Source organism: Veillonella parvula (assembly GCF_032577575.1).
GTDB lineage: Bacteria > Bacillota > Negativicutes > Veillonellales > Veillonellaceae > Veillonella.
Genome location: NZ_JAWFVO010000001.1, coordinates 263,050 through 276,168 on the forward strand (window position 1 = coordinate 263,050; position 13,119 = coordinate 276,168).

The following is a 13,119-nucleotide window of genomic DNA, read 5'->3' on the forward strand; positions in this document are numbered from 1 at the left end:
AACATATATAATTGGGGTAAGGACTATATCCTTACCTTAATTAATACTAGGAGGAACAAAATAATGGCAATTACTGCTGCTTTGGTAAAAGAATTGCGCGACATGACTGGCGCAGGTATGATGGACGCTAAAAAAGCATTGGTTGAAACTGACGGTAATATCGATAAAGCGGTTGACCTTCTTCGTGAAAAAGGTTTGGCTGCGGCAGCTAAAAAAGCTGGTCGTATTGCAGCTGAAGGTGTAGTACAATCCTACATTCATGCTGGTGGTCGTATCGGTGTTTTAGTGGAAGTTAACTGTGAAACTGACTTCGTTGCAAAAACTGATGATTTCCAAAATTTAGCACGCGACATCGCAATGCAAATTGCAGCTGTAAATCCTACATACTTGAACCGTGAAGAAGTTCCTACTGAAGTAATTGAACACGAAAAACAAGTATTATTGGAACAAGCTAAAGTAGAAGCTGAAGAAGACGTTAAAGCTGGTCGTAAACCAAAACCTGAAGCTGTTTTAGAAAAAATGGTTGCAGGTCGTATTGAAAAATTCTATAAAGAAAATTGCCTATTAGAACAAGTATTCATTAAAGATGGCGATAAAACTGTTACAGACATCATTAATGAAAGTATTGCAAAAATCGGTGAAAACATCAACGTACGTCGTTTTGTTCGCTATGGTTTAGGTGAAGGCATTGAAAAACGCCAAGATGACTTCGTAGCAGAAGTAATGGCATCTGTTGGTAAATAATTAATAAACAATAAGAGAACACCGTACAGTGTTCTCTTATTTTGCAATAGAGGAGTAAAAATATGGCAAAAAGAAAGTTTCGACGTATTGTTTTAAAGTTGAGTGGTGAAGCATTAGCAGGTGAACAAGGTTTTGGTATTAATCCTGATGTTGTTGAAGAATTTGCAAAAGAAATTGCTGCTTTAGCAAAATCCACTGATTTAGAAATCGCGATTGTTGTTGGTGGCGGTAACCTATGGAGAGGTTTAGCTGGTAGCAATCAAGGTATGGATCGTGCTACTGCTGACTATATGGGGATGCTAGCAACAGTGATGAACTCCTTAGCATTGCAAGATGCATTAGAGCAAGCTGGTGTAGATACACGTGTTCAAACAGCTATTGAAATGCAAGAAATTGCAGAACCTTATATTCGTCGTCGCGCTATTCGTCATTTAGAAAAAAAACGTATCGTTATCTTCGGTGCTGGCCTTGGTAAACCTTACTTCTCTACAGATACAACAGCTGCATTACGGGCCGCTGAAATTGAAGCCGATGCTATTTTAATGGCAAAGAAATTTGCAGATGGCGTATATGATTCTGACCCTAAGACAAATCCTAATGCTGTTAAATTTGATGAATTAACATATAACGAGATTATCACAAAAGAATTAAAAGTAATGGATGCTACATCTACAACTTTATGTAAAGATAACAATATTCCTATTATTGTATTTAGCATGGATATTCCTGGTAATATTACAAAAGCTGCTAAAGGTGAAGAAATAGGGACCATTGTTCGAGGAGAATAATTCATATGGAAATTAAAGAATTGTTACAACAAGCAGAAGACCGCATGAATAAGTCTATTGAGGCTTTAAAACATGAATTCGCATCTATTCGTACAGGCCGTGCTAGTGTAGCACTACTTGATAAAGTAATGGTTGATTACTATGGAAGTCCATCACCCATTAATCAAGTTGCGAATATCTCCGTGCCTGAACCTCGCATGATTGTGATTGCACCTTGGGATAAAACAATGATTGGTGCTATTGAAAAAGCAATTTTACAATCTGATTTAGGTTTGAACCCTGGTAATGATGGTGCACAAATTCGTTTAAGTATTCCTCAATTAACTGAGGAACGTCGTAAAGAAATCGTTAAAGTAGTTCATAAAAAGGCTGAAGATGCAAAAGTTGCAGTGCGCAACATTCGTCGCGATGTAAATGAAGCATTAAAAAAAGAAGAGAAAGCTAAAACGATTACTGAAGATGATGCTAAAGACGGTTTAGATCAAATCCAAAAGCTTACCGATGCTAAAGTTAAGCAAATCGATGAGTTAAAAGTAGTAAAAGAAAAGGACGTATTAGAAGTATAATGTTTGATTCTAATAGCCTTATTGGAATACCATGGCAGCTTGCAAAGTCTCGTTTGCAGGCTGCCCATATTCCTTTTAAGGTAATGATTGGTGGATCCTTTAATCGCTTCTTTGAAATTTCAGATAAAGGATTTTATGTGGCACGTATTACAAAGGTTGATGAGTGCTTACATATACTACTATATAGACCAATGATTGCCAGCGACTTCGGAAATTCTATCGAGGTAGACTATGCTAAAGAAATTATTTAACCGTAAACGTTCTGATACGCCTGTCATTGATCGTAATATAATTCCACAACATGTTGCTATTATTATGGATGGTAATGGACGATGGGCTAAACGCAGAGGCATGCCGCGCTCCATGGGGCATCGTGCTGGTGCAGATGTATTAAAAGAAATTGTTATGGCCGCAGATGAGATCGGAATTAGAGCTCTTACGGTATATGGTTTCTCCACGGAGAACTGGAAACGTCCTGAACAGGAAGTTTCTTTACTTATGTCTCTCATAAAAGAATACTTAAATAATAATGTTAAGTATATGCATGAACATAATGTACGCATTCGATTTATTGGTTTTATTGGAGGGCTTTCAGAAGACCTACAAAAAATCATTCAAGATGCAGAATTATTAACTCAGAATAATACAGGCCTCACATTACAGTTAGCGATTAACTATGGTGGGCGTGATGAAATAGTTAGAACTATTCGCGACATTGTAAAATCCGTTGCGGATGGCGTTATTACAATGAACAAAATTACTGAAGAATATGTAAGTTCTCAATTATTCACTAAAGAGTTTAGCGATGTAGATTTATTAATTCGTCCTAGTAGTGATTTTAGAATTAGTAATTTTTTGTTATGGCAACTAGCGTATGCTGAATTTTGGTTTACCGATTTGCATTGGCCAGATTTTACTAAGGAAACTTTACTTGAAGCTGTGGCGGCATATCAGAAACGAGAACGCCGATTTGGTGGCTTATGTGATGAGGAATAAAAAATGTTAAAAACACGTGTTATTACCGCTGTTATTGGTTTTATTATTGCCTTAGGGGCCATTACATTTGGTGGATTAGTGTATGATGTGCTAATTACACTTTTAGCTTTATTAGGGTGGCGTGAGTTTGTATTACTTGGTAAAGCTAAACGTGTTCGGATATCCATTATATGGGGATATATTAGCATTTTATTGCTAATGATTGCTCTTGCATGTCATCAGTATATTATAGCTATAGCTATTTTAGTATTAAGTTTATTTGCCAATTATATGTTGTGTACATTTGGTGAAACTAAGTACTCGATGTCTAGTGTATCCTTTAGTGTATTTGGTTTATTATATATTGGTATGGGTATGACTTCATTGCTCTTGATTCGTCATGATTCAATTTACATGAATTTATCAATGCCTTTTGAACTATATAACTGGGGCACTATTACACTTTGGTTATTATTGTTTACTACTTGGGCTAGTGATACCTTTGCATATTTTTCAGGTCGAGCTTTTGGTAAACGTAAAATAGTACCATCCATTAGTCCTAATAAAACACTAGAAGGTTTTATTGGTGGATTTATCGGCTGTATCCTTACAGGTGCAGTATTTTCGTATATCGTTGGCATTCCTTGGTGGATGGGAATCCATGTAGGTATGATTAGCGGTATATTAGCACCATTAGGTGATTTGTTTGAATCAAAGATTAAACGACTATGTAATGTAAAAGATTCTGGTACATTATTACCAGGTCATGGCGGTGTATTGGATCGCTTTGATAGTTTATTATTTGCGGCTCCTATTACATTAGTATATATATTACTATTTTCGTACTAATTTCACAGAGGTACACTTATGAAATACCTAAGTATTATCGGCAGTACTGGCTCAATCGGTACACAGACGCTTGATGTGGTGTCTCAACATCCAGATCAATTCAAGGTGGTTGCCTTAGTGGCACATCATAATATTGACCTCTTAGAACATCAGATTAAAGAATATAAACCTTTGGTGGCGGGTCTTGTAGATGAAGGTGCTTTTAAAGAATTACAAGCACGCTATACAGGTCCTACAAAATTGATAGGTGGTAAGGAAGCCCTCATTGCAGCAGCTACAATTCAAGAAGCAACAATGATTGTTACTGCTATTGTAGGTGCTGCGGGCATTGAGCCTACAGTGGAAGCTATAAAACAAGGTAAGACTATAGGTCTTGCTAATAAAGAAACTCTTGTTGCTGGAGGTCCATTAATTACGACTTTAGCTAAAGAACATGGCGTGCAAATCCTACCTATCGATAGTGAACATAGTGCTATATTTCAGTGCTTAGAAGGACAGAAACGTGACAATGTTGATTCTTTAATCGTCACTGCTTCTGGTGGTCCTTTACGCACATGGGATTCTAGTAAAATTCAAACTGCAACTGCTGCAGATTGTTTGCGACATCCTACTTGGAATATGGGCAATAAAATAACTATAGATTCTGCCTCTTTATTCAATAAAGGCTTAGAGGTAATAGAAGCTCATTGGTTATTTGGTTTTGATTTTGATCATATTGATGTAGTAGTACATCCTCAAAGTATTGTTCATTCTATGATACGTATGAAGGATGGTGCAATATTAGCGCAAATAGGTAATCCAGATATGCGCGAGCCCATTCAATATGCTTTGACGTATCCAAAACGTGAAGTTTTAAGTATGAATCATCTTGATTTTACTCAAGCTCTACAATTGGAGTTTTTACCTCCACGATATGACGATTTTCCTGCACTTCGACTTGCGTATGAGGTGGGACGTGCTAGTGGATTTAAACCTGCTGTATTTAATGCAGCCAATGAAACGGCAGTATATGCCTTTTTAGAAGATAAAATCGCCTTTGGTGATATTTATAAAGTCGTTACTTCTGTTCTTGAATCTATGGGAACAGAAGATGATTTTACATTAGATAATTTATTATCCATCGATAGATGGGCCCGTGAAAAGGCAACATCGTTGATGTTATAGGAGAATATATGATTACGGCATTAGCCACAATATTTGTATTTGGTTTAATCGTGTTTATTCATGAATTAGGCCATTTTATTACAGCTAAGATGTCAGGTATGCAAGTTGATGAATTTGCTATAGGTTTTGGTCCAGCCATATTTAAAGTACAAAAAGGGGAAACTTTATATTCTATTCGTATAATTCCTCTTGGAGGATTTAATCGTATTGCTGGTATGACACCTGACGAGCCTCTTAATGAGCGCTCCTTTTATAATAAACCTGCGTGGAAAAAATTTATTGTTATTTCTGCAGGGGCTGTATTTAACTTTATATTAGCCATTGTACTTTTCTTTGGCCTAAATGTGACTGTAGGAAATCTTACATATACAAATGAACCTGTAATTGGTAACATTATTGCGGGTAGTTCTGCAGAACAGGCTCATTTAGAAGCTAACGATAGAATTATTACGATTGATGGTAAAAAAATTAGTACTTGGGATGATATTCGTCCTAGCTTACAAGGCACAGCAAACCATGGTGTAACTGTTGTTGTAGAGCGTGAAGGAAAAACTATAGAGACTACGGTAATACCTAAAATGGAACAAGATAGTCCTAAGATTGGCATCTACCCTAGCTTTACTCGTGAAACTTATAGTATTGGTGAATCTTTGAGCCTTGCTGTTAGTCGGACGGGGCAAACTATTGTTGCTATGGTCAGTGGGATTTACAATATGATTCGTGGCACACAAGCAGCCGAATTATCTGGTCCAGTAGGAATTTCCCAAATGGCAGGTGCTATTGCACAATCAGGATTTGCACCACTATTAAGTTTTGCTGCATTCCTTAGTATTAACTTAGGGGTTATTAATCTTTTACCATTACCTGTTTTAGATGGTGGTCACTTGATTATTATCTTGGCGGAAGCTATAACAGGCCGTAGATTACCTGCTAAAGCTCTTATGTATATACAAATGGTTGGGGTTGCCTTAATGGTAGCATTATTCTTATATGTAACAACGCAGGATATTTTCCGTTTACTATAAGACAGATGGGAGATTACAATGATTGTACGTAAACCAACAAATGGTATCTATGTAGGTACAGTTAAAATCGGCGATTATGCACCGGTAAGTATTCAATCTATGATTACTACGGATCCAGTACATACAGAGAAGGCAATTGCAGAAATTAATCATTTAGCAGAGGCTGGTTGTGAACTGGTTCGTGTCGCCGTTCCTACAATGGCATCTGCAAAGGCTTTAAAGGCTGTTAGAGCGGGCATTTCAATTCCTTTGATCGCCGATATTCACTTTGATTATAGATTAGCTTTAGAAGCTATTGAAAATAATGTTGATGGATTGCGCATTAATCCAGGAAATATTGGTGGTGAAGATAAGGTTTTAGCCGTTATTGAAATGGCAAAACCTAAACAAATCCCAATTCGCATTGGTGTTAATGCAGGCTCTTTACCAAAGCATATTCTCGATGCTCATGGAGGACATCCTACAGCGGATGGTATGGTTGAAACAGCTTTAGAACACGTAAGAATTTTAGAAAAACTCGATTATCGTCAAATGAAATTATCCATTAAAGCAACGGAAGTACCTCTAATGGTGGAAGCATATCGTAAGTTATCTGATAAGATTCCTTATCCGTTACATTTAGGGGTAACAGAAGCTGGTACTATTAAACAAGGCACTATTAAATCTGCTATGGGGATTGGTGCATTATTGCTCGATGGCATTGGTGATACATTACGGGTATCCTTAACTGGAGATCCAATTCACGAAATTGAAGTAGGTAGAAGTATTTTAAGTAGTTTAGGATTAAGAAATTTTGGGGCCACTATGATATCTTGTCCTACATGTGGCCGTTGCCAAGTAAATTTATTTGATATGGCTGGTATTGTAGAAGAACGTCTAGCATCCATAAAAGCGCCTATTAAGGTTGCCGTTATGGGGTGTGTTGTAAATGGTCCAGGGGAAGCGCGTGAGGCCGACTTTGGTATTGCTGGTGGTGATGGTCAAGGTATTATTTTCCGTAAAGGGAAAGTTATTAAGACTGTACCAGAAGCCGAATTAGTAGATACATTGTTTAGAGAAATTGACCAATATTTAGAAAATTTAGATGAGGAGTCTTTATGTTAGCCACTAAATTATATGCACCTACATTGCGTGAGGTTCCATCTGACGCTGATGTAGTAAGCCAACAGCTTATGCTTCGCGCTGGTTTTATGCGTAAAACTGCAAATGGTTTATATAGTTTTTTACCATTGGGTTGGAGAAGTATCAAAAAGATTGAAGCCATTGTACGTGAAGAAATGGATCGTGCTAGTGCTCAAGAAATTATGATGCCAATTTTACAGCCTGCAGAAATTTGGAAAGAGTCTGGCCGTTGGAACGCATATGGCGCAGAAATGATGCGTATCAATGATCGTCATGATAATGAATTCTGTCTAGGACCAACACATGAAGAGATGATTACAACCCTCGTTAAAAATGAGATTAACTCATATCGTCAATTACCAGTTAACTTATATCAAATTCAAAGTAAATTCCGTGATGAGCGTCGTCCACGTTATGGCTTGATGCGTAGCCGAGAATTCATTATGAAAGATGCTTATTCTTTTGATGTAGATGAAGCCGGTTTAGATGGGTCCTATAAATCTATGTACGATGCATATACACGTATTTTTACACGTTGTGGTCTTACATTCCGCCCAGTAGAGGCTGATAGTGGTGCAATAGGTGGTAGTGGTACGCATGAGTTCATGGCCATTGCCGAAGCTGGTGAAGCTGATATCGTATATTGTACTAAGTGTGATTATGCAGCTAACATTGAAATCGGCAAGCCTGGTATCATGAAGCAAGACGAAGAAGTTCTTCATGAGTTATCTGTTGTGGATACACCAAATGCAAGTTCTATTGAAGCTGTGGCAGACATGTTAAATTTACCATTACATAAAACTATCAAAGCGGTAGTATTTTCTATTGATGGTAAAGTGGTATTAGCCATTGTTCGTGGTGACCATGAAGTAAATGAAGTTGCTGTACAACATGCCGTTCTTGGTGCTGTAGAGCCTGAGATGGCTACCCCTGAAGAATTAGAAAAAGTAGGTTTAACAGCTGGTTTCATCAGTCCTATTGGTTTAAAACAAACAGAAGAATTTGCTATTGTTGTTGATGAATCTGTTATGGAAACTTACAATGTTTGTGGTGGCGCTAATAAAAAAGATGCTCACTACGTTAATATTAATCCAAAACGGGACTTTAATGTAGAAGACATTATTGTTGCTCCAATTCGTTTGATCACGAAGGACGATGTGTGTCCTAAATGTGGTGGTGCTTTAGAACATGCTAAAGGCATTGAAGTAGGTCAAGTATTTAAATTGGGTACAAAATATTCTGAAGCATTACAAGCTACATTCTTAGATCAAAATGGTCGTCCTAATCCAATGATTATGGGGTGCTATGGTATCGGTGTATCTCGTACACTAGCTGCTGCTATTGAGCAATATCACGATGAAAATGGTATTATTTGGCCACGTTCTATCGCTCCATTTGAAGCAGTTATTGTTCCAATTAATGCAAAAGACGAAGCATTAATGTCTACTAGTCAAACTATTTATACTGCATTACAAAATGCTGGTGTAGATGTATTGTTAGATGATCGTAAAGATCGTGCAGGTGTTAAGTTCAAAGATGCTGATTTGATTGGTTATCCACTTCGCATTACAGTAAGTAAAAATACTCTTGAGAATAACGAAGTAGAAATTCAAATCCGTAAGTCTGGAGAAACTCTTCCATGTGCTATTGATTCTGTAGCTGATAAAGTAACAGAATTGCTTCAAAACTTATAATAGAATTGCGATTCTAGTGAATGTTCATTAGGGTCGCAATTTTTCTTTCTAAACTTGAATTAATAGATTAAATAAGTCATAATTAAATGATAGAATATTTGGAATGGAGGTGCTATATGCTTGTAGATTTTCATATGCATTCCATCTTTTCAGATGGTGTTGAAACACCTAAAGATCTATTGCAACATGCCATAGACTGTAATGTATCTATGATGGCTTTAACCGATCATGATGAAATAGACGGCATTCAAGCATTGCGTGCTGCTCAAAAAGAGTTAGATCCTAATGAATCTATTAAAATCGTAAATGGCTGTGAATTTAGTGCTGATTATAAAGATAAGTCAATTCATATTTTAGGATATTGTTTTGATGAAAATAATAAAGATTTAATCGATTTTATTACGTTTTTTAAAGGAAAACGTGAAGAACGTATCGATGAAATTATCCGTCGTTGTAACAATGAAGGATATTATATTACAAAAGAAGAGCTCATTAAACAATTTCCTGATACTAAAGCTTATGGTCGCCCACATATTGGTAAACTTTTAATTGATGGTGGTTATGCCAAGGATATTAATGATGTATTTAAAGGTATTCTTCGAAAAGATAGTCCTTGCTATGTTCCTAAGGTAAAAGTAGAGGTTCCTTATATTATTGATATTATACATAAAGCTGGAGGACTTGCTGTTATGGCTCATCCTAAATTGGTTACCAGTGATGAATATGTGTTGGAAATGTTAAATTATGATTTTGATGGTATGGAGGTATATCACTCAAAGCATAATGATGATGATGTGGAGCGATATAAAGAATTCGCTAAAAAGCATAAGCTATTTATTACTGGTGGTTCTGATTACCATGGTATTGTAGGCAAGAAACCTGATAGATTTGGTGATTACTTAGTATCTGGTAAGGATGTATCAGAATTTATTAGTTTGTTATAAATGACGAGGTAGGCTATGGAAGTCGTTGCATTTGTAGGTAGTAGTGGCACAGGTAAAAGTCATCGTGCCCTCGTAGTTGCTCATGAAAATAAAATTGAATGTATCATCGATGATGGTATTTTGATTCATGATAATAAAATTGTAGCTGGCTTTTCTGCAAAAAAAGAGTCTAGTCGTTTAAAAGCTGTTCGTCGTGCTATTTTTCAAGACGAAGTACAAGTTAAATCCGTACGAGAACAATTAGATAAGATTAAACCTAATAAGCTTATGATTATCGGCACTTCTGATAATATGGTTAAGAAGATTACTAAAGCTTTAGGCTTACAAGAACCTGATCGATATATTCGTATAGAAGATGTTGCAACACCTAAGGAAATTGAAAAGGCACAACATGCACGTCTTAAAGAGGGTAAACATATAATTCCTGTGCCGACTATGGAATTAAAGCCACACTTTAGGGGGTATTTGATTGATCCAATCAAAACCATGTGGCGCCGCAGGACTTTGAAAAAACAAGATCAAGATACCTTAGGTCAAATTGGTTCTGAAGGATTTGAACGTTCTGTTGTACGGCCTGCTTTTAGCTATTATGGTCGACTCACTTTTGACGATGAAGTAATTATTAAATTGATTAGAAATGGGTTAAAAAAAGTAGCTGGTGTCGATGAGACCAGTATAATTTCTTTTAAAAAAAGCGACAAAGGTCAAAACGGTCTTGTTGTTGATATGGCTGTAGTTATTGAACATGGATATCCTGTTAAACCGTTGATGCAACAGGTACAAAAATCTGTTCGCAATGAAATTGAATATATTACCGGCATGTCTATTGAACGCATGTCCATTAAAGTTAAGAATATTATTGAAACAAAACGTAAGATTGTTAAAGTGTAGGAGTTAGAATGAAGTCTTATTATATTTACACCTATGGTTGTCAAATGAATACCGCCGACTCTGAGCGATTATCGCATCAGCTTGAATCTGTTGGGTATATACCAACAGAGAATGTTGAAACTGCAGATTTAATTCTGCTAAATACTTGTGCAGTGCGTGAAAATGCAGAAACTAAAGTTTATGGGCGCATAGGTGAGCTAAAAAGACTAAAACGTAATAATAAAAACTTGATTATCGCCGTCACAGGATGTATGGCTCAAAAAAATCAAGCAGAAATGTTTAAACGAGCTCCTCATATTGATATTGTATTGGGTACTCATAATATTCAACATATTAACGAGATGATTGAAGAAGTACAACATGGACATACGCATCAAATCAGCGTAGATATGGATAACTCTGTATTGCCTGAATTAGAGGCAAAACCAAATGGCTCTTTTTATGCATGGGTACCTATTATGAATGGATGTAATAAATTTTGCACCTATTGTATTGTTCCCCATGTACGTGGTAGAGAGATTAGCCGTCCTGTAGAGGCCATTGTTAAAGAGGTTACAGACCTAGGGGTTAAAGGATTTAAAGAGATCACTTTATTGGGGCAAAATGTAAACTCTTATGGCCTAGATTTTAAAGATGGTACAGATTTTGGTACATTAGTTGATGCTCTTGATGGTATTCCTGGTATAGAACGTATTCGCTATATGACAAGTCATCCTCAAGATATGAGTAAGTCTATGATTGATGCTCTTGGTAGGTCATCCAATATTGTAACGCATTTACATTTACCTATTCAATCTGGTTCCAATCGTATTTTAAAGAAAATGAATCGTCATTACACGGTAGAGCATTATAAAGAATTACTTTCTTATTGCCGTGAAAAAATAAAAGATGTGGTGGTGACTACGGATATCATTGTAGGTTTCCCAGGAGAAACTGAGGAAGATTTTCAAGCTACATTACAATTATTAAAAGATGTGCGCTATGACATGGCGTATACGTTTATCTACTCTAAGCGCTCCGGAACGCCAGCAGCAACTATGGATGATCAAATTCCAGAAGAGATTAAGCGCGTTCGCTTACAAACATTGATGGATGTACAAAATGAAATCTCTTATGAATTAAATAAACCTATGGAAGGACAAGTATTTGATATTATTGTAGAGGGACCAAGTCCTCGTGATGAAGACATGTGGTTCGGTCGTACATCTGGTAATAAAATGGTTTTATTCCCTAAGGATGACTCCTTATCAATTGGTCAAACTGTACCAGCTCATATCGATAAAGCTCAAACATGGGTTTGTTATGGTAGTATTGTAAAATAAACTATTAGAATCAAAAAGAACTCGTCACTATTATGTTAACTCTAAGGTTAGATTTTTTATCTAAAATTAGTTTGCTAAACATGTGGTGGCGATGTTCTTTTTTACCATAGATGCTGATTAGAAATTATATGTGTTATAATAATAGAATAATATAAAAGTTGTATATTGAAGATATTCATAGGTATGAACACCATTTACATTTTGTATTTTTACAAAGAAGGTGTAACTATGAAACTTGATTTAAACGCTGTAGGCGAAACGGCATTATTGACACTATATGCAAGAGCGAAAGATTATGAGTCAGATCAATCTGTATTAAAGGATCAGAAATCCTGGGATATTTTAAAGCATATTGATTATGATTTTGATCAATTTAAAGATGTTAAGATGTCTTATTATGGAATTTTAGGACGAGCAAAAGTAATCGATGATGAGATACGAAAGTTTATATCTCTATATCCAGATTGTATCGTCGTATCATTAGGTGCCGGTTTAGATACTATGTTTTATCGAGTCGACAACGGTTATATTGATTGGTATAATATCGATTTTGCTGGAGTGATTGAGGCACGTACACATTTTTTTGAGCCTCATGAACGAGTCCATAATTTAGTGAGTTCTATAACTGATGAATTGTGGACTAAAAATATTGAGGTAAATGGACGAAAACTATTGCTTGTTAGTGAAGGTGTAGTTATGTATCTTACACTGGATGAAATGAAGCAGTTTTTAGGTTTACTGACAGATTCGTTTGAAGAATTTACGTTATATCTTGATATGATTTCTCCATATGTGGCGAAACGCACTAAACAACATGATATGCTTAGTAAAATGAATGTTTCTTTTCAGTGGGGAACTAAGGACGGTCATGAAATTGTAGTTATGAATCCTAAGCTTAAACAGACTGGACTGATTAATTTTACAGGAAGTATGTTATCCTTAGCACCTATTGTTTATAAATTATTATACCCGTTTATATATTTGTTTAATAATCGTATGGGAATATATGAATATAAGCGGAATCTGTGATATGAC

Annotated in this window: 14 protein-coding genes; all 14 read left to right on the forward strand. The window is 36.1% G+C overall.

Annotated features, from left to right (window positions below; genetic code table 11):
* Positions 1–63: 63 nt before the first annotated feature.
* Positions 64–744 carry a translation elongation factor Ts gene (gene tsf / locus E7K77_RS01250; RefSeq protein WP_004695689.1) on the forward strand — a complete coding sequence of 227 codons (681 nt, stop codon included), beginning with the start codon at positions 64–66 and terminating at the stop codon, positions 742–744.
* Positions 745–806: 62 nt separating this feature from the next.
* On the forward strand, positions 807–1,532 hold the full coding sequence (gene pyrH, locus E7K77_RS01255; protein WP_008713845.1) for a UMP kinase: 726 nt from the start codon (positions 807–809) through the stop codon (positions 1,530–1,532).
* 5 nt (positions 1,533–1,537) lie between these two features.
* On the forward strand, positions 1,538–2,098 hold the full coding sequence (gene frr / locus E7K77_RS01260; protein WP_008713847.1) for a ribosome recycling factor: 561 nt from the start codon (positions 1,538–1,540) through the stop codon (positions 2,096–2,098).
* Complete coding sequence (locus tag E7K77_RS01265; RefSeq protein ID WP_004697100.1) at positions 2,098–2,349, forward strand: hypothetical protein; 252 nt, start codon at positions 2,098–2,100, stop codon at positions 2,347–2,349. Before frr ends, E7K77_RS01265 begins: the two co-directional genes overlap by 1 nt.
* Positions 2,330–3,094: an isoprenyl transferase gene (locus tag E7K77_RS01270; protein ID WP_004697327.1), complete on the forward strand. Its 765-nt coding sequence runs from the start codon at positions 2,330–2,332 to the stop codon at positions 3,092–3,094. Before E7K77_RS01265 ends, E7K77_RS01270 begins: the two co-directional genes overlap by 20 nt.
* A gap of 3 nt (positions 3,095–3,097) precedes the next feature.
* Positions 3,098–3,922: a phosphatidate cytidylyltransferase gene (locus E7K77_RS01275; RefSeq protein ID WP_004695698.1), complete on the forward strand. Its 825-nt coding sequence runs from the start codon at positions 3,098–3,100 to the stop codon at positions 3,920–3,922.
* A gap of 18 nt (positions 3,923–3,940) precedes the next feature.
* Entirely contained in the window at positions 3,941–5,086 is a 1,146-nt protein-coding gene (locus E7K77_RS01280; protein WP_004697114.1) for a 1-deoxy-D-xylulose-5-phosphate reductoisomerase, read from the forward strand.
* An 8-nt stretch (positions 5,087–5,094) separates the two neighbouring features.
* A complete protein-coding gene (rseP, locus tag E7K77_RS01285; RefSeq protein WP_325305934.1) occupies positions 5,095–6,111 on the forward strand; it encodes an RIP metalloprotease RseP in 1,017 nt (338 codons plus the stop codon).
* An 18-nt stretch (positions 6,112–6,129) separates the two neighbouring features.
* Positions 6,130–7,215, forward strand: coding sequence for a flavodoxin-dependent (E)-4-hydroxy-3-methylbut-2-enyl-diphosphate synthase (gene ispG / locus E7K77_RS01290; protein WP_325305936.1), 1,086 nt, complete (start codon positions 6,130–6,132; stop codon positions 7,213–7,215).
* Complete coding sequence (locus E7K77_RS01295; RefSeq protein ID WP_278457557.1) at positions 7,209–8,927, forward strand: proline--tRNA ligase; 1,719 nt, start codon at positions 7,209–7,211, stop codon at positions 8,925–8,927. Before ispG ends, E7K77_RS01295 begins: the two co-directional genes overlap by 7 nt.
* Before the next feature lie 116 nt (positions 8,928–9,043).
* Positions 9,044–9,871: a PHP domain-containing protein gene (locus tag E7K77_RS01300; protein ID WP_060919771.1), complete on the forward strand. Its 828-nt coding sequence runs from the start codon at positions 9,044–9,046 to the stop codon at positions 9,869–9,871.
* A gap of 15 nt (positions 9,872–9,886) precedes the next feature.
* Positions 9,887–10,762 carry an Asp23/Gls24 family envelope stress response protein gene (locus E7K77_RS01305; protein ID WP_004695710.1) on the forward strand — a complete coding sequence of 292 codons (876 nt, stop codon included), beginning with the start codon at positions 9,887–9,889 and terminating at the stop codon, positions 10,760–10,762.
* A gap of 8 nt (positions 10,763–10,770) precedes the next feature.
* Positions 10,771–12,084 carry a tRNA (N6-isopentenyl adenosine(37)-C2)-methylthiotransferase MiaB gene (gene miaB / locus E7K77_RS01310; protein ID WP_060919772.1) on the forward strand — a complete coding sequence of 438 codons (1,314 nt, stop codon included), beginning with the start codon at positions 10,771–10,773 and terminating at the stop codon, positions 12,082–12,084.
* Positions 12,085–12,312: 228 nt separating this feature from the next.
* The gene (locus E7K77_RS01315; RefSeq protein WP_060919773.1) at positions 12,313–13,113 is read left to right on the forward strand and encodes a class I SAM-dependent methyltransferase; all 801 of its coding nucleotides are present in this window, start codon (positions 12,313–12,315) and stop codon (positions 13,111–13,113) included.
* Positions 13,114–13,119: the final 6 nt, after the last annotated feature.